Source organism: Sphingomonas koreensis (assembly GCF_002797435.1).
Lineage (GTDB): Bacteria > Pseudomonadota > Alphaproteobacteria > Sphingomonadales > Sphingomonadaceae > Sphingomonas > Sphingomonas koreensis.
Genome location: NZ_PGEN01000001.1, coordinates 359,586 through 378,798, shown reverse-complemented (window position 1 = coordinate 378,798; position 19,213 = coordinate 359,586). Strand labels below are relative to the sequence as shown.

Here is a 19,213-nt window from a genome sequence, read left to right as displayed (position 1 = left end):
GCTACCGCGCAGACCTCCTTGCGCGTCATCACGTCAAGACGATTAGGAACTCAATCACGTCTATGATGAGTTATCACGCACTGGCGGTCTGGCGTGGCCGCCAGCAAGATTTGCACCTTTTGCGCGCGCAACTCGTATTCCTCCGCCATCTTTAGGTGGGTCAGGGCAAGAGCGCTGTCTCCACAAGTGGCGGCTAGCTCGCGCTCCTGTTGCGCTCTTCTCCGGTAGTAAAAGAAGTCGTCCGACCGCATTGTCGTATCTCAAAGCCACTCCGCTCTGGTTATATGGATCAAAGTAATCCAATGTAGGATTTCATTCAATGTCTTCTGGTGAAAGCAGAAGGTGACGTATTTTGGCGAAAATTTTCGTAACCACCCACCAAACTCGTGATTAGTAAAGGTGTGATATGATTAACAGTCGCATATTGATTGTCGACGACTCAGCGACCATTCGGGCGATGGTGGAAGAGCTTCTGGCAAACCAGGGCAATTGTCCCGAGATCGCGATGGCGCCTGATGTCCCGGAGGCGAGGCGGCTCGTCGAAGTCTTCCGACCAACAATAATTACCTTGGATCTTAATATGCCGGGTATTGACGGTTTCGCCTTCCTTGATGAGCTCGCCACTTATCCCCACGCCCCGGTGGTCGTTGTATCATCTGCGTCAACAATCGGCAGTGCTGCCGCCCAGAGGGCTCTGGACCGAGGCGCGGCTGCGTGTTTTGACAAGGCCAAGATTTTGTCAGAATCGAAGGCGTTTATCCGAACCTTGAAAAAAGCGTCTGTAAGGAAGATGCGCACGATCTCATCCATGCCGACCGCTTACGTTCAGACGGGGAGCTATTAAGCGAAATCGCCCTGATGCCGCCCGATGCACCGCGGCCGAGCGGGCCAGGCCATGGGCAATAGAGATTCCCTGGCGAGATGTTTGAACGCGGTAGGCTCGTCAGTGGCCTATGGTTGGCCACGGATGTGCCCAGTTCTAATCGCGTCATGCAACAATTCTCAGCGAATGATTCGGTGACGGTCGGCGCGGTGACCACGGGCACCGCCTGACTAACCTCGTTCAGATCGACGCCGGTTGACCGCTGACGCCCACAACTGGTCAAAGACCTCAGTCGGATTTGCGCTCTTCGGGCGTGGCACGATCAGCAGGAGCCGCTTGGCCGGCACATCACGAACGTTTGTTCCCCTGGAGAAGAAACCCGTACCGGCGCTCCATGGCGCGTAGTGGCGCGGCAAGGCCGTAATTTTCACTAAGACCCTATTCGCTGATCCTCTGGGCTTGAACCGGGGCGGGTGTTCGCTGGCCGGCGGAGCCCATCATGACCCCGACCAAATTGCTTATCGGTCAGATCCTCATGGTGTTCGCGATCGTGATCCTAGGGATCTGGGCGGCCACGCAATGGACGGCCGCGATGCTGGCCTATCAACCCGAACTCGGGCCCGCCTGGTTCATCCTGTTCGATAGGCCGGTCTATCGCCCCTGGCAAATCTTCGCCTGGTGGTATCATTTCGAGGCCTATGCGCCGGAGGTCTTCGACAAAGCCGGCACGCTGGCCGGCGCCAGCGGCTTTCTGGGGTGCGCCGCCGCGATCTTCGGTTCGCTATGGCGCGCGCGCCAGCAACGGCACATTACCACCTATGGTTCGGCGCGCTGGGCGAGCGTCCGAGAGATCGACCGTGCCGGGTTGACGGGCAACGCCGGCGTCTTTCTCGGCCGCCACCACCATCATTATCTGCGCCACAATGGCCCCGAGCACGTCATGGCGTTCGCGCCGACGCGGTCGGGCAAAGGCGTCGGCCTCGTCGTTCCGACCCTGCTGAGCTGGACCGGCTCGGCGCTCGTCCACGACATCAAGGGCGAGAATTGGGAGTTGACCGCAGGCTGGCGGTCGCGGTTCAGCCATGCGCTGCTGTTCAACCCGACCGATATCCGCTCGGCCCACTATAATCCGCTGATCGAGGTTCGCCGCGGCGAGCATGAAGTCCGCGACGTCCAGAACATTGCCGATATCCTGGTCGATCCCGAAGGGGCCCTCGAACGCCGCAACCACTGGGAAAAAACCAGCCATTCGCTGCTGGTCGGCGCGATACTCCACGTCCTCTACGCGGAAGAGGAAAAGACGCTCGCGCGCGTTGCGACCTTCTTGTCCGATCCGCAGCGCCCGTTCACATCCACGCTCAAGCGGATGATGTCGACCAACCATATCGGCACCAAGGACGCGCCGCAGGTCCATCCCGTCGTGGCGTCGGCCGCGCGCGAGGTGCTGAACAAGTCGGACAATGAGCGCAGCGGCGTCCTGTCGACGGCGATGTCGTTTCTAGGGCTGTATCGTGATCCGACGGTCGCCGAGGTCACCTCGCGCTGCGACTGGCGTATCGCCGACCTCGTCGAGGCCGGGCGTCCCGTGTCGCTCTATCTCGTGGTGCCGCCATCGGACATCAGCCGCACCAAGCCGCTCATTCGGCTCATCCTGAATCAGATCGGACGCCGGCTTACCGAGCGGCTCGAGGTAGCGGGGCAGGGCAAGGGTAAACACCAGCTGCTGATGATGCTCGACGAGTTTCCGGCGCTCGGGCGGCTCGACTTTTTCGAGACCGCGCTTGCCTTCATGGCGGGATACGGCATCCGCGCCTTCCTCATCGCGCAAAGCCTCAATCAGATCGAACGTGCCTATGGCGAACACAATTCGATCCTCGACAATTGCCATGTCCGCGTCGCCTTCGCGACCAATGACGAACGCACCGCGCGCCGCATTTCCGATGCGCTCGGCACCGCAACCGAGCAGCGCGCGATGCGCAATTATGCCGGGCACCGGCTCGCGCCTTGGCTCGCGCACGTCATGGTCAGCCGGCAGGAGACCGCCCGCGCGCTGCTGACGCCCGGCGAGGTGATGCAGCTTCCGGCCACGGACGAGCTGGTGCTGGTCTCCGGGCTCGCGCCGATCCGCGCGCAGAAGCTGCGCTACTATGAAGACGTCAATTTCCGCGATCGCCTGGGCGCGCCACCCGCGCTTGCCGATGGCTGCTATGCCGATCGTCCTTCGGCACGGTCCAACGAATGGGGCAGTTTCGCGCGCAAGCCCGATGTCCGGCTCGTGCGCGCGGCCCAGGCGATGGAGGCGGAAGCCGAGGACGGCGGGCTCGAGCGGCAGCGCCATCCCGGGTTCGGCGAAGACGCCGCCACCAAACCCGAACAGCCCAGGCCTGCCGAGCAACTGCCGCCCGATCAGGACGATGGCGACCCCGCCGCCGACCAGCGCGCGATGGACCGCGCCCGTGGGCTGACCCCGGCCGCGCGCGCCTATGGCATCGACCAGGGCAATAGCCCGCAACTGACGCTGGGGCTTTGACCGATGAAGTTCCGGCAGAACCTCTATATCGACCGCAAACTGAGCGATGCGCTCGATGCGTTGGCGGCGAAGCCCGGCGCGACCAAGAGCGGGATCGTCAGCGATGCGCTCGCCGCCTATCTCGCGCGGCGCGGGTCGAAGGAGGTCGATGATCTTCTGAAGGTCCGCCTCGACCGCATGTCGCGCGATATCGGCCGTGTCGCCCGCGATGTCGAAGTCCTGCTCGAAAGCCTGTCGCTCTTCGTCCGCTACCAGCTGACCGTGACGGCACCGCTGCCCGAGGCTGATCATGCCGCGCGCGCGGTCGGGCGCGAACGCTTCGAAGCCTTTGTCACCCAGGTCGGCCGCCAGATCGCGGGCGGCAAGCGCTCGATCGGCGCGCCCGGCGAAGAGGAGGCGCGGATATGAGCGAACTGCTCTCCGCCGAACGCCGCCGTGCGATGCTGCGCAGCGCGATGGGGCCGACCATCGCCGCTGCGCTTGCCGATCCAATGGTGCTCGAGATCATGGTCAATCCCGATGGCGCGCTGCGGCTCGACCGGCTGGGCGAGGGACGAAGCGATACGGGCATGCGCTTCGATCCGGCGCAGGTCGAGCGGATCATCCGGCTCGTCGCCTCGCACGCCCGCGCCGAGGTTCATGCCAGCGCCCCGATCATCTCGGCGGAGTTGCCGCCGCATGGCGAGGGCGCCGGCGAACGGTTCGAGGGCGTTCTGCCGCCGGTGAGCCTCGGCCCATGCTTCTCGATCCGCAAGCCCGCGGCCAAGATCTACACGCTGCTCGACTATGTGACGGACGGCCTCATGTCGGCCGAGATCGCCCGGCTGCTGTCGCTGGCGGTGGTCGAGCGCCGCAACATTCTCGTTGCCGGTGGCACATCGTCGGGCAAGACCACGCTCGCCAATGCGCTGCTCGCGGAGATGGCGCATCTCGATGAACGCGTCCTCCTGATCGAGGACACGCGCGAGCTGCAATGCGCGGCGCCGGATGTCGTGGCGCTGCGCACCCGCGCGGCGGGCGGGGCAGGGGGCGCGAGCGTCACCATGGCCGACCTCGTTCGCTCGACGCTGCGGCTGCGGCCCGATCGGATCATCGTCGGCGAGGTGCGCGGCCGCGAGGCGCTCGACATGCTCAAGGCCTGGAACACCGGCCATCCCGGCGGCATCGCGACCGTTCACGCGAACAGCGCGGTCGCCGCGCTCTACCGGCTCGAGCAGCTCGTGCAGGAAAGCGTGATCGCGGTGCCGCGCCGGCTGATCGCCGAAGCCATCGACATGATCGTCTTCATTTCGGGGCGCGGCCTTGCCCGTCGCGTCGAGACCATCGCGCGCGTTGCCGGGCTCGACCCCGATGGCGGCGGATACGCGGTCGTCGACCTCACCCCCTCGACCACCACCGATCACCAAGGAGAATGACCATGCGCCTGTCCCGCGTCCCCGACCGTCAAACCAAGCTGCTCGCCGGCGCCGCCATCGGCGTCGGTCTTGTCTGCGCGGCGACTGCCCAGGCCGCCGGTTCCGGCATGCCGTGGGAAGAGCCGCTCCAGCAGGTGCTCGAATCGGTCCAGGGGCCGGTCGCCAAGATCGTCGCGGTGATCATTATCATCACCACCGGGCTGACGCTGGCGTTCGGCGAGACGTCGGGCGGCTTTCGGCGACTGATCCAGGTCGTCTTCGGCCTGTCGATCGCCTTCGCGGCCTCGAGCTTCTTCCTGTCCTTCTTCTCGTTCGGCGGCGGAGCGCTGATCGCATGACCGGCCCGAACATCTCCGGCCACCTGCATATCGAGGGTTTCGAGGCGCCGATGCATCGCGCGCTCGCCGAGCCGATCTTCCTCGGCGGTGCCCCGCGCGCGATCGCGATCGTCAACGGGACGGCCGCGGCGGCGCTAGGCCTCGGCCTTCAGCAATGGATCGCCGGCATCGCGCTCTGGGCCATCGGCCATACGCTCGCCGTCTTCGCGGCGAAGCGCGATCCTGATTTCGCGCCCGTGCTGGCCCGTCATCTTCGCCAGCGGGGGCATTTCGCATGCTGAAGCTCTCATGTTGAACTTGGGCGAATATCGCAGCCGTGCCGACCGGCTCGCCGATCATCTGCCTTGGGCGGCGCTGATCGCGCCGGGCATCGTCCTCAACAAGGACGGCAGCTTCCAGCGCACGCTTCGCTTTCGCGGGCCCGATCTCGAATCCGCGACCGATGCGGAACTGGTCTCGGCCTGCGCGCGCGCGAACAATGTGTTGAAGCGCTTCGGTTCGGGTTGGGCACTGCATTTCGAGGCCGAGCGACGCGAAGCGCTGGGCTATCCCGAAAGCCGTTTCCCTGATGCGGCGTCCCGGCTGGTCGATGAGGAACGCCGCGGCGGCTTCGAGCATGCCGGCGCGCATTTCGAGAGCCGCTATTATCTGACGCTGACCTTTCTGCCGCCGCCCGACCAGGCCGACACCGCGGGTCGCGCACTGGTCGAGCGCAGCGACGATGTGAAGGGCCGTGACTGGCGCCAGGCGCTTGGCCAATTCGTTGCCGAGACCGACCGCGCGCTCGATCTCTTCGGCGGGTTCATGCCCGAGATCCGCGCGCTCGATGACGGCGAGACATTGACCTTCCTCCATGGGACCATCGCGCGCAACCGGCACGAGGTCAGCCCGCCCGAGACGCCGATCTATCTCGACGGCCTGCTCGCCGACACGCCGCTGATCGGTGGGCTCGAGCCGATGCTGGGGAACGCGCATCTACGCACGCTCACGATCTTGGGCTTTCCGAACACGACCCGGCCCGGAATCCTCGATGCGCTCAACCATGAGGACTTCGGCTATCGCTGGGTGACGCGCTTCATCGCGCTCGACAACACCGACGCCGCCAAGGCGCTGACCAAGCTACGCCGGCAATGGTTCAACAAGCGCAAGTCGATCACCGCGCTGCTGCGCGAGGTCATGTACAATCAGCCGGCCCAACTGCTCGACAGCGATGCCGACAACAAGGTCGTCGATGCCGATCTCGCGCTCCAGGCACTGGGGCAGGACCATGTCGCCTTCGGCTATCTGACCACGACGATCACCGTCTCGGACACGGATCGCGCCCGCGTCGAGGACAAGGTTCGCGCGGTCGAACGGATCGTGAATGGCCTCGGCTTCACCTGCATCCGCGAGAGCCTGAATGCGGTCGAGGCCTGGCTGTCGAGCCTGCCCGGGCAGGTCTACGCCAATGTCCGCCAGCCGCTCGTCCATACGCTGAACCTCGCGCATCTGATGCCGCTCTCGTCGGTCTGGGCGGGACCGGCGCGCAACGCCCATCTGGGTGGCCCGCCCCTGCTCTATGCGGAGACCAGCGGATCGACGCCGTTCCGCCTCTCCACCCATGTCGGCGATGTCGGCCATATGTTGATCGTCGGCCCGACCGGCGCCGGCAAGTCGGTGCTGCTCGCGTTGCTCGCGCTCCAGTTCCGCCGTTACCCGGACGCCCAAGTCTATATCTTCGACAAGGGTTGCTCGGCCCGCGCCGCCGTCCTCGCGATGGGCGGCGCGCATCATGCACTGGGTCTTGGCGGCGAGGATGCTGATGGCGCCGCCGCGATTGCGTTCCAGCCGCTGCGGCATATCGATCGCGCCGACGAACGTGCCTGGGCGGCCGAATGGATCGGCGCGCTGCTCGCCCACGAGAAGCTGTCGGTCACCCCCGAGATCAAGGAGGCGCTTTGGTCTGCGCTGACCAATCTCGCGACCGCGCCGGTCGAGGAACGCACGCTGACGGGGCTTTCGTTGCTGCTGCAATCGGCGGCGCTGCGCTCCGCGCTTTCGCCCTACACGCTTGAAGGTCCATTCGGCCGTCTACTCGATGCCGCCGAGGACGATCTGCATGTTGCCGACGTCCAGTGCTTCGAGACCGAAGCGCTGATGGGGCAGGCGGGCATCGTCGCCCCGGTCCTGACCTATCTCTTTCACCGGCTCGACGAACGCTTCACCGGGCGGCCGACGTTGCTGATCCTCGACGAAGCCTGGGTGTTTCTCGATCACCCGCTGTTCGCCGCGCGCATCCGCGAATGGCTGAAGACTTTGCGCAAGCGCAACGTCGCGGTGGTGTTCGCGACCCAGTCGCTCGCCGACATAGCAGATAGCACGATAGCGCCCGCGATCATCGAGAGCTGCCCACAGCGGATATTGCTGCCGAACGATCGCGCGATCGAACCGCAGAGCCAAGCTGCCTATGTCCGGTTCGGCCTGAATGCGCGACAGATAGAGCTGGTCAGCAGGGCCACGCCCAAGCGGCATTATTACCTCCAGTCGATGCGGGGTAACCGCCTGTTCGAGCTGGGACTCGGCCCGGTCGCACTGGCCCTGTGTGGCGCTTCCGATCCCGAAAGCCAGAAAACCATCGATGCTCTGCTGGCCGAACATGGCGCGGAGGATTTCGCCGCGCGCTTCCTCGCCCATGCCGGCCACGACTGGGCCGCATCGCTGCTCGCCGATTTCCAAGATTCCTCAGCCCCCGAAGGAGAAGCCCCGTGAAGAAATATGTCATTGCCGCCCTGCTTGGAACGGGAGCCGCTGGCGCGCTTGGCGCTGGTGTCCTGACGTCCATGCCGGCGTCCGCACAGCTCAGCGTCTTCGACACGTCGAACTACACGCAGAATCTGCTCACCGCCGCGCGAACGCTCCAACAGATCAACAATCAGATCCAGAGCCTCCAGAACGAAGCGCGGATGCTTATCAATCAGGGCAAGAACCTGACCCGTATCGACTTCCCGCAGCTCGACCAGCTCCGCCAGAAGCTCGTCGAGATCGACCGGTTGATGGGGCAGGCACAGGGACTCGATTTCCGCGTCGACCGGCTCGACGAGCGATTCCGCCAGCTCTTCCCGGATAGCTTCGATCGCGCGCTGGGCCGCGACCAGCGCGTCGCCTCGGCCAGGGAACGGCTCGACAATGAAATGGCCGCCTTCCGGCAGGCGATGACCGTGCAGAGCGGCATCGTCGAGAATGTCCGCGATGATGCCGAGACCCTGAAGGCGATCGTCGACAGGAGCCAGGGTGCCGAAGGATCATTGCAGGTCAGCCAGGCGACCAACCAGCTCCTCGCGCTGACCGCCAAGCAGCAGTTTCAGATCCAGACCCTGATGGCGGCGCAGTTCCGCAGCGAGTCGCTCGAAGCCGCGAAACGCAGCCAGAGCGCACGCGAGGCGCGTGAACGGACGAACCGCTTCCTTGGTGACGGCAAGGCCTACACGCCGCGGCAATGAGCTGGGACGGCGCTGGCTCTGGCTCCCCCAGCCAGCGCTGTTCCGTCGCGGGGACTAGGTGGCTCGCCCCCTCGGTCGCTGGTCCCCGCGACACCCTTTGAAGCTTCACGCAGGAACTCGCGGATATGGATGACCTCAACGTCATCGATCAGTTCATGGAAGCGTTCATTCGCTACATCGACAGCGGCTTTGGTCTGCTGGGCGGCGATGTCGGCTTCCTGACCACCATCCTGATCGGCATCGACATCACGCTCGCCGGCCTGTTCTGGGCGCTGGGCGGCGAAGACGACATCCTCGGAAAGTTTCTCAAGAAGATCCTTTATGTTGGTGTCTTCGCGCTGATCCTGAACAGCTTCTCGACGCTTTCCGACATCATCTTCCGATCCTTTGCGGGGCTCGGCCTGACGGCGGGCGGGAGCGCGATCTCGGCACAGGACCTGCTGATGCCCGGACGGCTTGCGGGCACCGGGTTCGAGGCGGCCTGGCCGCTTCTGGAACAGGCCAGAGAGCTCGTCGGCCCGATCGGTTTCTTCGACAATTTCATCGAGATCGCGGTTCTGGTGATCGCATGGGTGGTCGTTATCGTGGCCTTCTTCATCCTGGCGATCCAGCTTTTCATCACCATCCTCGAGTTCAAGCTGACCAGTCTCGCCGGCTTCGTCCTCGTGCCCTTCGCGCTGTGGAACCGTACGAGCTTCCTCGCCGAACGCGTGCTGGGCAATGTGATCAGCTCGGGCATCAAGGTGATGGTGCTCGCCGTCATCGTCGGCATCGGCTCCAATTATTTCGCCGATTTCACCAGCGCCATCACCGGCGACGACGTGTCGATCGAGCAGGCGGTATCGCTGATGCTGGCGAGCCTCGCGATCTTCGGGCTCGCCATCTTCGGACCCGGCATCGCTTCGGGCCTTGTGGCGGGCGCTCCCCAGCTCGGCGCCGGTTCGGTCGTTGCCACCACCGCGCTTGCTGTCGCAGGAGGCGCCGGCGCCGTTGCGGGGGCCCGCGGCCTGGTAGGCGCCGGCATGGGTGCAATACGTGCGGGCACCTCGATGGGCGCCGCCACATCGACCGCCTACAAGCTTGGCCAGGAAACGTCCGGATCTTCGACGATCGCCGCCGGGCTCGGCGGTGTGGCGACTGCCGCCAAGGGCGCTGCCGCCAATCGCATCAAATCCGCGTCCGGCCTTGGCGCCGCGGCCGAAAAGGGCCGTCAGGCCGCATGGGCGGCGGGCTCTCCGCCCGCCGCTTCAAGTGGACAGGCCAGTGCCGCTGCCGGCGCCGACGGCGCTCCAGCCTGGGCGCGTCAGCTTCATGCCAGCCAGACTGCGCGCCAGCGCCGGCAGATGGCGGTCCACGCCATCCAGTCCGGCGATCGCAGCGGCGCCTCCGCCACCCCGGACATCAAAGAGAAGGATTGAGCTATGCGATGGAAACGCGCCGTGCAGCGCTATGGGCAGACGCCCGAACCCGAGACGCCCTATCAGCGCGCCGGCCAGCTCTGGGACGAACGGATCGGCTCCGCGCGTGTGCAGGCCCGTAACTGGCGGCTGATGGCGTTTGGCGGCCTCTTTCTGACCACCGGCTTGTCCACGGCGCTTATCTGGCAGTCGATGCAGAGCCGGGTCGTGCCCTATGTCGTCGAGGTCGATCGGCTTGGCGCGGCACAGGCGGTCGTACCCGCCGATGCGAGCTACCACCCGACCGATCCGCAGATCGCATGGCATCTGGGACGGTTCGTCGCGAACATCCGCTCGCGCTCGCTCGATCCAGTGCTGATGCGCGAGAATTGGCTGTCGGCCTATGATTTCGCGACCGAGCGAGGCGCGCTCTTCCTCGGCGAATATGCGCGCGCCGCAAATCCGTTCGCGGATGTCGGCCGCCGCACCGTCTCGGTGCAGGTGACCAGCGTCGTGCGCGCGTCGGACACGAGCTTTCAGGTCAAATGGACCGAGAGTGATTATGAGCGAGGCAGCCTTGCCGGCACCTCGCGCTGGACGGCGATGGTCACGGTGAAGGTCAAGCCGCCGCGCGCCGCGGACGTCCTGCGGAAGAACCCGCTCGGCCTCTATGTCGATGCGATTGACTGGAGCCGCGAGCTGGAAACGCCCGCCCAGAAGCCTGTCGATCGCGTGCCGGTGCGGCCGGCATCGGCCGTGCCACCGGGGACTATGCCTCCCGCCGATCTTCCGCTCGGTTCTCCGCTCGATCCCGGCCTTGCCGGGCCGAAGCCTTTGCCGACCCCCTGAAAGGAATGTCCCATGATCCGACCCCTGATCCTGTCGGCGAGCCTGTTCGCGCTCGCCACGCCCGCCATGGCGCAGTCGCACGAGGGCGCTTCGGCCGCCTCGCGCGTGACTGCCGCCAATCGCGCCGCGCTGCGCGAACCGTCGCGCGCCGGTTATGTCAACGCCGTCCAGGTCTATCCCTATTCGGAAGGCTCGCTCTACCGGCTCTATGCCGCGCCGGAGCGCGTGACCGACATCATGTTGCAGGCGGGAGAGGCGATTGTCTCCGTGGCAGCCGGCGACACGGTCCGCTGGACGGTGGGCGATACGACCAGCGGAAGCGGGGAGCGCAAGCGCGTCCATATCCTGGTTAAGCCGTTCGCGGCGGGACTGAGCACCAATCTAATCATCACCACCGACCGGCGAGCCTATCATCTCAATCTTCAGAGCACGGCCGCAAGCGCGATGGCGGCATTGTCCTGGACTTATCCGCAGGACGAGCTCGTCGCGATCCGGCGCCGGGAGGCCGAGGCACGGGCGGCGGCGCCCATCGCGTCGGGCCTGGCGGTTGAGAACCTCAACTTCGGCTATACGATCGGTGGCGACAAACCCGCCTGGCGACCGCTCCGCGCGTTTGACGATGGCCGGCAGACCTATGTCGAATTCAGTCCGGGCATCGTGGTCGGCGAGGCGCCGCCCTTGTTCATTATCGGTGATGATGGCGAGGCCCAGCTCGTCAATTATCGTGTCGCCGGACGCTATTACGTCGTCGACCGCCTGTTCGGTGCGGCCGAGCTGCGCCTTGGCGGCAAGAAGCAGCGGATCGTCCGTATCGAGCGTGTATCCGAACGGCGGGCGCGCCGCGAGGCGGGGAGGGGATCGTGACCGAACCGGCATCTCCGCCCGATGAGGTGGCATCCAAATCCGATCCGGAAGAGCTGGCGCTGCGGGCAAATCCGGCTCGTGTGACCCGTTTCCGCCGGGGGGCGATCGTCCTGATCGCCGGCGTCGGGGCTACGGCGCTCGCAGGGATAGGCTGGATGGCGCTCAAACCCGTCAGCCTTGGTCTGATCGTGCCCGACGATGAACGCGGTCCGGTTGCCGCGAAAACACCCGCTGACGCGCTCGCCGGCGCGCCGAGCAGCTATGGCGAGGTGCCTCAACTCGGAGCACCGCTTCCCGGCGATCTCGGGCGGCCGATCCTGGAGCGGCAACGGCAACTTGACGTAGCCCCGCCTGCCGATCCGAATGCGGACGCGGCTTCCAAGGCCGCGCAGGAAGCCGAAGCCGAGCGTCAGCGTATCGTCGCTGAGCGTCGCTCGGCGCGCGAGTCCGGCGTCATGCTGCAAATTGCGGGTAGGAGCGCCACGGCAGCACCAGCGGCCGCCGTGGCCGCCGACACACCTCAGGCACCCGACGCCGCCAAGCCCTTGCTTGACCCTGATCGCGACCCCAATGCCCAGGCACTCAAGAACGAATTGGTCGGACGCGCGAATCGCGACGACGACACGAATCCGCACGCGCTGACCGCGCCGCCTTCGCCATATACGCTTAGCGCCGGCAGCCTGATCGCGGCGAGCCTCATCACCGGGCTCAATTCCAACCTCCCGGGGCTGGTGACCGCGCAGGTGACCGAGAATGTCCATGACAGCGTGACCGGGCGGATCTTGCTGATCCCGCAGGGCTCACGGCTGATCGGCAGCTACGACAGCGTCGTCGCCTTCGGGCAGAGCAGGGCATTGCTGGTCTGGCAGCGGATCATCCTGCCCGACGGCTCCTCGATCCGCATCGACAATGTGCCCGCGACCGATACCCAGGGCTATGCGGGGCTATCCGACCGGATCGACCGCCACACCTGGCAGCTCCTGAAAGGCGTCGTGCTGTCGACGCTACTCGGTGTCGGCACCGAACTCAGCTTCGGCAGCAGCGAAAGCGACCTTGTTCGCGCGATCCGCGAATCCGCGCAGCAAGGCGGTTCGCGCGCAGGAGACCAACTCGTTACGCGCAACCTCAATATCCAGCCGACGCTGAAGGTGCGGCCAGGCTGGCCCCTTCGGGTGGTGGTCCACAAGGATATCGTGGTCGCACGGCCCTGGGGCGGATCGGGGCGCTAGCCATGGTGGAACTCAAGCTCGCGAAGCTGCCCGACCGGACGCCGGTCAAGCTGTCGATCACGGTTTCGCCCGATCTCGCGGCGGACCTTGCTCTCTACGCCGAACTCTACCGGCGTCACTATGAGCGCGACGAGCCGGTCGCCGAGCTCGTTCCCGCGATGCTGTCGCAGTTCCTGGCAAGCGACCGCGCCTTTCTCCAGGCGCGGCGGGGGGCGGCGGACCGATCTTCGCCATGACCGATATTGCCGGGCTTCTCACCCTGCGACAGGCAGCGGATTTCCTCGGCGTGCATCCGAACACCGTGCGTCGCTATGCCCGGCTTGCGGCCATCCCCTGCGCCAAGATCGGGCGGGACTGGCGCTTCCTCGAAGCCGATCTTGTCGCCTGGCTGCGCGGGCGGTATCCTGATGACGCACGGATGCATCTGGGTGCCGACGGAAAGGAGGCCCGATGGCACTCTGGAAACGTGCAAATACCTATTTTGTTGACATCACGGCCCCGGACGGAAGCCGAATTAGACACACTACTGGCACCACCGACCGGGAAAAAGCGAAGGAATACCACGACAAGCTGAAGGCGCAGCTGTGGGACCTGACGAGACTAAAGCTAAAGCCGAAACGGACCTGGGACGAGACGGCGCTGCGATGGCTCAAGGAGAAGTCGCACAAAAAGTCCTATCGGGGCGATGTGCAGATCATCCGCTGGTTCACCGGTTATCTGAGAGGCAAGACCCTCGACCAGATCGACCGGAGCTTGATCGACGGACTTGTGACCCGCCACATCCATGGCTCGGATCGCACCAAGGATATTTATGTGGCGCTTATCCGCGCCATGTTCCGGCGGGCGATGCGCGAATGGGAGTGGATCGACACCGTTCCGGCGTTCAAGACCTATAGCAGGGGCGGCAAGGTCCGGGTTCGCTGGATCACCGAGGCGCAGGCTGAACGCCTGCTCAAGGAGCTGCCCGAGCATCAGCGCGAAGTGGTCGTGTTTGCACTGGCCACCGGCCTGCGTCAGGGGAACGTCCTCGATCTCACCTGGGATCGTGTTTACCTGAACCGGCGCATGGCGATGGTCGAACATGGCGATACGAAGAACGGGGAAGCCCTGGGCGTCCCTCTCAACGATCTGGCCATGGCCGTTCTAGAGCGGCAGCGGGGCAAGCATGAGACGCATGTGTTCACCTTTCGGGGGGAGCCCCTCCGGTCGGCGAATACACGGGCGTGGCGCAAGGCGCTTGTGCGAGCAGGGATCAGCGATTTCCGCTGGCATGATCTGCGCCACACCTGGGCGAGTTGGCTCCGGCAAAGTGACGTGCCCACCTGGGTGCTTCAGGAGCTGGGTGGCTGGAAGTCGGAAGCGATGGTGCGACGCTATGCGCACATGTCGGTGAAGCACCTCCAGCCTTATGCCGACCAGCTGACTTTTGGGCCACAAACCGGGATAACCGGAGAGGCGCAGAAAACTGCGGAAGCCCATGTCACAAAATCACCTACATCCCCACGTAAGGGCGTGCTGATTTTGGCGTCACAAGACGGTGTAAGATGTTGAAATGTAAGGAAGAAGGATGGTGGACGCACTAGGGCTCGAACCTAGGACCCGCTGATTAAGAGTCAGCTGCTCTACCAACTGAGCTATGCGTCCATCCGGGCGATCAGGAGCGCTGTTGGAAGGCGCTGCCTCGGTCGGGAGCGGGGCCACTAGCATCGGGTTTTATGGTTGGCAACACCCGTTTTCGTAAAAAATCACTGCCAGCTGCGGGTGTTGCGATTCAGGCGGTTCTCGCGGTCGAGCGACATCAGGATGCCGACGCAGATCAGCGTCGTCATCTGAGCCGATCCGCCAAAGCTGATCAGCGGGAGCGGAATGCCCACGACGGGCGCAAGACCAATGACCATCGCCATGTTGATGAGGACGTAGAAGAAGATAGTAGTCGAGATGCCGGCAGCTGTCAGCTTGGCGAAGCGGCTCTGGCTGCGCACCCCGACCATGATGCCCCAACGGATCAGCAGGCCGAACGCAACGATGACGAAGAGGCCGCCCATCAGCCCCCATTCCTCCATCATCGTCGCCAGCGCGAAATCGGTATGCCCTTCGGGCAGATAGTCGAGGTGGCTCTGCGTGCCGTTCAGGAAGCCCTTGCCGAACCAGCCGCCCGATCCGATTGCGATTTTCGACTGGCTGATATGGTAGCCGGTGCCGAGCGGATCATTCTCGGGGTTGAGGAAGGTCAGCACTCGATTGCGCTGATAATCGTGCAGGACATAGTTGACGATGATCGGCACAGAGACCGCCAGCGCGAGCGTGCCGCCGATGAACAGGCGCAACGGGATGCCGGCAAGGAACATCACCGTCAGGCCGCCAGCGGTGATCATCAATGCCGTGCCCAGATCGGGTTGAAGCATCACCAGCGCCGCCGGCAGGCCGATCATGATCGCGGCAGGCCAGATCGCCCCGAAGCGACGGATGTCGCTGTTCGGCAGGAGATCGTAGAATTTCGCGCATGCCAGGACGATCGCGACCTTCATCATCTCCGAAGGCTGGATGCGGATGAAGCCAAGGTCGAGCCATCGCTGGCTCCCGCCTGCGACCGCGCCCAGCAGCTCCACGCCGATCAGCATGACAAGGAAGATGGCATAGAGCGGAAAGGCGATCATCGACCAGTGATCGACACGCACGCGCGACAGCGCCAACGCCATGACGAGGAAGACGCCGAAACGGACTCCTTGCGGCATCGCCCATTTGGGATCGCCGCCTGCCGCAGAGAATAGCACCAGCACGCCGAAACCGCCGATTGCGCAGACGAGCAGGATCACCAGCCAGGGAAGCTGTGCCAGCGGGGCAGGGACGAAACCGGGGCGGCTCATTCGGTGGGTACCTGAGGCGAGGCAGTGGGAGATGGAGTGGCGGCCGGTGTCGCAGTCGCCCGTGGCGCCGGAGCGGGGGTCGTAGAAGGCGTTGGGGACGGTGCCGGAGTTGGCGTGGCGCCGGGCGTCGGAGCCGCGGCGGGCAGGCCTTGCGCGGCGCGATAGGCCCTGTCCTTCGCAGCCATGCGGGCACGGATGTCGCCGCCCCACTCCGTTTCGAACCGGGCGAGGGTATCCAGCGCTTGCTGCCGGTCGAAGAGCCAGGTGAGCACGTCCTTCGCCACGGGTGCTGCTGCGCGGGCACCGCCCATGCCATGTTCGATGACGACCGAGGCGGCGTAGCGGGGGTTGTCGACCGGGGCGAAGCAGACGAACAAGCCGTGGTCGCGATACTTCCACTCGCCGCCTTGACCGCGATTACGGTCCATGATGCGGCGTACCTGGGCCGTACCGGTCTTGCCGCCCATGCGGATGCCGTCGAGCCGCAGTTTCGAGGCGCCAGCGGTGCCGCGGCCGTTCACCACTTCATCCATTCCCGCGCGGACGATAGCGAGATGCTCTTCGGGAAAGTCGAGATGCCGGGGCGCGGCGCGCTTGGCCGCGAGGAGCGACGGGATCAGCTCATGGCCCGACGCGATGCGCGCGGCGGACAGCGCCAGCTGGAACGGGCTGACCAGCACATAGCCCTGGCCGATCGCAGCATTGAGCGTGTCCGCCTGGGTCCATTCCTGCTTGTAGCGGCGCATCTTCCACGCGCTGTCCGGGATGGTGCCATAGCGCTGTGAGGGCAGGGGCAGCTCGAACTCCGCGCCGAAGCCGAGCTTGCGAGCGGCGGCGGCGATTGCCTCGATGCCGATTTCGCGGCCCAGGGTGTAGAAATAGGTATTGCAGCTGCGCGCGATCGCGGTGTGCATCGTCATCGGGCCGTGTCGGCCCAGACAGCCGAAGCGCCGATTACCGAGCTGGTAGCCGCCATTGCAATAGACCACCCGCTTCGGGTCAATCCCGGCGCTGAGGATTGCCAGCGCGGTGGCGGGCTTGAAGGTCGATCCGGGCGGGTAGAGGCCCTGGAGCGTTTTGTTCATCAGCGGGAGATGGTCGTCTTCCGACAGCATCTTCCACTCGGTGCGGCTGATCCCGTCCGAGAAGGCGTTGGGGTCGTAGGCCGGCATCGACACCATCGCGAGAATGTCGCCATTGGTCACGTCGAACACCGTGACCGAGCCGGATTCGTTGCCAAGGCGCCGCGCGGCGTATTCCTGAAGCCCCGCGTCGATCGTGAGCCGCACGGTCTTGCCCGGTTCGTCAGGGCGCGTGGCCAGCTCCCGGACCAGCTTGCCACGCGCAGTGACCTCAACGCGCTTGGCGCCGGGCTTGCCGCGCAGTTCGCCTTCCAGAACCTTCTCAAGGCCATCCTTGCCGAGCTTGAAGCCGGGTGTGAGGAGCAGTGGATCCTTGCTCGCCTTGAACTGCTCCGCGGTCGCGGCGCCGACATAACCGACGAGATGGGCCACCGCAGCGCCGGCCGGATAGTTGCGCGCGAAGCCGCGGGTAGGGGCAACGCCCGGTAGTTCGGGCAGCCGCACGCTGACCGCCGCGAAACGCTCCCAGTCGAGATTCTCGGCGACCTGCACGGGCTGGAAGCCCGCTGCTCCCTTCAGATCCTCCTCGATCCGGACCAGGTCTTCTGCGGTCAGGGCAAGGAGATCGCGCAGTGCTGCCAGTACGCGGCCGCGACTCTCCTTCTCCATCCGGTCCGGGATGATATCGACGCGGAAATCGGTCCGGTTGTTGGCGATCGGTACGCCAGCGCGATCGACGATCCAGCCGCGGCGCGGCGGAATCAGGGTCAGGTTGACGCGATTGCTTTCGGCAAGCAGCCGGTACTTGTCGTTCTCGTAGACGGACAACCAAGTCATGCGCGCGGCGAGGATCAGCCCGCCCGTCACCTGTGCGGCGCCCAGAAACAGCGCGCGGCGTGAGAAACTGTAGCTTTGCTGCGCCTCGCTGATCAGGCGTACCGGGCCGTTCACCGGGCACCCCGCTTGCCGTCAAGCCGCGCGACAAGGCGGGACAGAACCGGGAACAATGCAATCGAGACCAGGATCTGGATCAGCAGCACGGTATCCACATGCGCACCCAGCGGCGCCGCGACCAGCCGGCCGCCGATCAGGCACAAGCTGATCGCGCCCGCGGCCAACAGCCAGTCCTGGAGGAAATCCCGCCACACGATCCGCGTATCTAGCACATCGATCGCGATGAACGACACCGTCCAGAACAGCATCGAACTGCCCATCGGCTGCCCGCTGACCAGATCGTCCGCGAACCCCAGCAGCACCGGCGCCCAGGGTTTGAGCAGGTCCGGACGATGCAGACGCCAGGCGAGCAGCATCATCAGGCCGAACGGAGGCAGGATCGGAAAGGATGCCTTGAACGGGACGAGCACCGTCAGCGATCCGACGACGATCGATAACGGCGCAAGCCAGTGGGCACGGGTCGAGGTATCGACCTTGCCCAGACCGGCGTAGGGCGATCCGCTCACCGCGGAGCGGCCTCGGGCGCGCGGACCGCACCGGCTTCGGGGAAATAGCTCTGCTGGACGACGGCATAGTCGAGCGTGTCGGGGCTCGCGAAGACGATGCCTTCGGCCGTGTCGCGAGCGCGGGCTCGCACCCGCGCGACGGGCGTATTGGGCGGAAAGATGCCGCCGGTTCCGGAAGTGACGAAGGCGTCGCCCTGTTCAAACAATATCTGTGCTGCGCCCGCCGATCGGATTTCGATCAGCCCGTCGCCGCGCCCGGCCGCAATGGCGGGCAGGCCATCGCGCACGCGGCGGACCGGCACGATGCTTTCGGGATCGAGGATCAGCAGAACACGCGCCGTGTTGGGGCTGACTTCGACAACGCGGCCGATCAGCCCGTCGGCACTGCTGACCGGCTGCCCCGTGCGCACACCCTGCCAGGATCCTGCATTGAGAGTCGCGAAGCGGCGCGTGCTGGAGCCTGTCGAATAGACCAGCCGCGCAGTGACGACCGGCGCAGCGATCCGGTCGCGCAGCTTGAGCAATGCGCGTAGCCGCTTGTTGTCATAGGCGGCGATACGGGCTTCCTCGACTAGCCTGCGGTTCGCTTCGACCTCGGCGCGCAACATGGCATTCTCACTGCGCACACCGAAATAGCTTCCGATGCCCTCCGGAATCCCGGAAAGGCCGCGGCGCGTCCAGTCGAATCCCGAAGCGATCGGCGTGACCAGCTCGGAGAACGTCCCCCGCACCGCAGCGAAGGCGGGCGGGTGAAAGGTGGAAAGCAGCAGAAGGATCACGCCGACCAGCGCGCCGCCGGCAGCAATCACATAGCTGATGAAGAGGCCGTATTGCGCCCGCCGCGAAAATCCGGGGCGCCGGTTCCGTGGCGGCGCCATCT

18 protein-coding genes, 1 tRNA gene and 1 pseudogene are annotated in these 19,213 nt (G+C 65.2%); 15 read left to right on the top strand and 5 right to left on the bottom strand.

Features of this window, described 5'->3' with window-relative positions; translation table 11 throughout:
• The first annotated feature begins 406 nt into the window (after positions 1-406).
• The 15 genes and pseudogenes from BDW16_RS01945 (at position 407) to BDW16_RS01875 (ending at position 14,475) form a co-directional block, all read left to right on the top strand.
• On the top strand, positions 407-844 hold the full coding sequence (locus tag BDW16_RS01945) for a response regulator (protein ID WP_066575693.1): 438 nt from the start codon (positions 407-409) through the stop codon (positions 842-844).
• A 478-nt stretch (positions 845-1,322) separates the two neighbouring features.
• On the top strand, positions 1,323-3,353 hold the full coding sequence (locus BDW16_RS01940; RefSeq protein ID WP_066575692.1) for a conjugal transfer protein TraG: 2,031 nt from the start codon (positions 1,323-1,325) through the stop codon (positions 3,351-3,353).
• 3 nt (positions 3,354-3,356) lie between these two features.
• Entirely contained in the window at positions 3,357-3,761 is a 405-nt protein-coding gene (locus tag BDW16_RS01935; protein ID WP_066575689.1) for a CopG family transcriptional regulator, read from the top strand.
• Positions 3,758-4,768: a P-type conjugative transfer ATPase TrbB gene (gene trbB / locus BDW16_RS01930; protein WP_066575688.1), complete on the top strand. Its 1,011-nt coding sequence runs from the start codon at positions 3,758-3,760 to the stop codon at positions 4,766-4,768. Before BDW16_RS01935 ends, trbB begins: the two co-directional genes overlap by 4 nt.
• Entirely contained in the window at positions 4,765-5,106 is a 342-nt protein-coding gene (locus BDW16_RS01925; protein WP_174532041.1) for a TrbC/VirB2 family type IV secretion system protein, read from the top strand. Before trbB ends, BDW16_RS01925 begins: the two co-directional genes overlap by 4 nt.
• Complete coding sequence (locus tag BDW16_RS01920) at positions 5,103-5,387, top strand: VirB3 family type IV secretion system protein (protein WP_066575685.1); 285 nt, start codon at positions 5,103-5,105, stop codon at positions 5,385-5,387. The genes BDW16_RS01925 and BDW16_RS01920 overlap by 4 nt, the downstream gene beginning before the upstream one ends.
• 7 nt (positions 5,388-5,394) lie before the next feature.
• Positions 5,395-7,854, top strand: a complete 2,460-nt coding sequence (gene trbE / locus BDW16_RS01915; RefSeq protein WP_066575684.1) for a conjugal transfer protein TrbE — start codon at positions 5,395-5,397, stop codon at positions 7,852-7,854.
• On the top strand, positions 7,851-8,585 hold the full coding sequence (trbJ, locus tag BDW16_RS01910) for a P-type conjugative transfer protein TrbJ (RefSeq protein ID WP_066575683.1): 735 nt from the start codon (positions 7,851-7,853) through the stop codon (positions 8,583-8,585). The genes trbE and trbJ overlap by 4 nt, the downstream gene beginning before the upstream one ends.
• A 125-nt stretch (positions 8,586-8,710) precedes the next feature.
• Positions 8,711-10,003 carry a P-type conjugative transfer protein TrbL gene (gene trbL / locus BDW16_RS01905; protein ID WP_066575682.1) on the top strand — a complete coding sequence of 431 codons (1,293 nt, stop codon included), beginning with the start codon at positions 8,711-8,713 and terminating at the stop codon, positions 10,001-10,003.
• A 3-nt stretch (positions 10,004-10,006) separates the two neighbouring features.
• A complete protein-coding gene (gene trbF, locus BDW16_RS01900) occupies positions 10,007-10,831 on the top strand; it encodes a conjugal transfer protein TrbF (RefSeq protein WP_066575681.1) in 825 nt (274 codons plus the stop codon).
• Between the two features lie 12 nt (positions 10,832-10,843).
• Positions 10,844-11,695, top strand: a complete 852-nt coding sequence (trbG, locus tag BDW16_RS01895) for a P-type conjugative transfer protein TrbG (RefSeq protein WP_066575680.1) — start codon at positions 10,844-10,846, stop codon at positions 11,693-11,695.
• Entirely contained in the window at positions 11,692-12,924 is a 1,233-nt protein-coding gene (locus BDW16_RS01890) for a TraB/TrbI/VirB10 family type IV secretion system protein (protein WP_066575677.1), read from the top strand. Before trbG ends, BDW16_RS01890 begins: the two co-directional genes overlap by 4 nt.
• A 2-nt stretch (positions 12,925-12,926) precedes the next feature.
• Positions 12,927-13,160 (top strand): DUF2274 domain-containing protein, encoded by a 234-nt coding sequence (locus BDW16_RS01885; protein ID WP_066575674.1) that lies wholly within the window; start codon positions 12,927-12,929, stop codon positions 13,158-13,160.
• Positions 13,157-13,312, top strand: a pseudogene (locus BDW16_RS21885) (helix-turn-helix domain-containing protein); the annotation flags it as partial. The gene BDW16_RS01885 and the pseudogene BDW16_RS21885, both read left to right, overlap by 4 nt.
• Positions 13,313-13,374: 62 nt before the next feature.
• Complete coding sequence (locus BDW16_RS01875; protein WP_066575669.1) at positions 13,375-14,475, top strand: site-specific integrase; 1,101 nt, start codon at positions 13,375-13,377, stop codon at positions 14,473-14,475.
• A gap of 17 nt (positions 14,476-14,492) precedes the next feature.
• On the opposite strand, the gene BDW16_RS01870 is transcribed toward BDW16_RS01875, so the two are convergent.
• The 5 genes from BDW16_RS01870 to BDW16_RS01850 form a co-directional block, all read right to left on the bottom strand.
• Positions 14,493-14,568 (bottom strand) — tRNA-Lys (locus BDW16_RS01870).
• 101 nt (positions 14,569-14,669) lie between these two features.
• Positions 14,670-15,791 carry a rod shape-determining protein RodA gene (gene rodA / locus BDW16_RS01865; RefSeq protein WP_066575668.1) on the bottom strand — a complete coding sequence of 374 codons (1,122 nt, stop codon included), beginning with the start codon at positions 15,789-15,791 and terminating at the stop codon, positions 14,670-14,672.
• Positions 15,788-17,824 carry a penicillin-binding protein 2 gene (gene mrdA / locus BDW16_RS01860; RefSeq protein WP_066575666.1) on the bottom strand — a complete coding sequence of 679 codons (2,037 nt, stop codon included), beginning with the start codon at positions 17,822-17,824 and terminating at the stop codon, positions 15,788-15,790. The genes rodA and mrdA overlap by 4 nt, the downstream gene beginning before the upstream one ends.
• The gene (locus tag BDW16_RS01855; RefSeq protein WP_066575664.1) at positions 17,821-18,333 is read right to left on the bottom strand and encodes a rod shape-determining protein MreD; all 513 of its coding nucleotides are present in this window, start codon (positions 18,331-18,333) and stop codon (positions 17,821-17,823) included. The genes mrdA and BDW16_RS01855 overlap by 4 nt, the downstream gene beginning before the upstream one ends.
• Positions 18,330-19,211: a rod shape-determining protein MreC gene (locus BDW16_RS01850; RefSeq protein ID WP_066575661.1), complete on the bottom strand. Its 882-nt coding sequence runs from the start codon at positions 19,209-19,211 to the stop codon at positions 18,330-18,332. Before BDW16_RS01850 ends, BDW16_RS01855 begins: the two co-directional genes overlap by 4 nt.
• Positions 19,212-19,213: the final 2 nt, after the last annotated feature.

Coding starts and splice junctions, on each gene's coding strand:
- trbE (WP_066575684.1), top strand. CDS start 5,395: ATGTTGAACTTGGGCGAATATCGCAGCCGTGCCGACCGGCTCGCCGAT.
- BDW16_RS01885 (WP_066575674.1), top strand. CDS start 12,927: ATGGTGGAACTCAAGCTCGCGAAGCTGCCCGACCGGACGCCGGTCAAG.
- trbF (WP_066575681.1), top strand. CDS start 10,007: ATGCGATGGAAACGCGCCGTGCAGCGCTATGGGCAGACGCCCGAACCC.
- BDW16_RS01935 (WP_066575689.1), top strand. CDS start 3,357: ATGAAGTTCCGGCAGAACCTCTATATCGACCGCAAACTGAGCGATGCG.
- trbG (WP_066575680.1), top strand. CDS start 10,844: ATGATCCGACCCCTGATCCTGTCGGCGAGCCTGTTCGCGCTCGCCACG.
- trbB (WP_066575688.1), top strand. CDS start 3,758: ATGAGCGAACTGCTCTCCGCCGAACGCCGCCGTGCGATGCTGCGCAGC.
- trbL (WP_066575682.1), top strand. CDS start 8,711: ATGGATGACCTCAACGTCATCGATCAGTTCATGGAAGCGTTCATTCGC.
- BDW16_RS01940 (WP_066575692.1), top strand. CDS start 1,323: ATGACCCCGACCAAATTGCTTATCGGTCAGATCCTCATGGTGTTCGCG.
- rodA (WP_066575668.1), bottom strand. CDS start 15,791: ATGAGCCGCCCCGGTTTCGTCCCTGCCCCGCTGGCACAGCTTCCCTGG.
- BDW16_RS01925 (WP_174532041.1), top strand. CDS start 4,765: ATGACCATGCGCCTGTCCCGCGTCCCCGACCGTCAAACCAAGCTGCTC.
- BDW16_RS01850 (WP_066575661.1), bottom strand. CDS start 19,211: ATGGCGCCGCCACGGAACCGGCGCCCCGGATTTTCGCGGCGGGCGCAA.
- BDW16_RS01920 (WP_066575685.1), top strand. CDS start 5,103: ATGACCGGCCCGAACATCTCCGGCCACCTGCATATCGAGGGTTTCGAG.
- BDW16_RS01945 (WP_066575693.1), top strand. CDS start 407: ATGATTAACAGTCGCATATTGATTGTCGACGACTCAGCGACCATTCGG.
- BDW16_RS01875 (WP_066575669.1), top strand. CDS start 13,375: ATGGCACTCTGGAAACGTGCAAATACCTATTTTGTTGACATCACGGCC.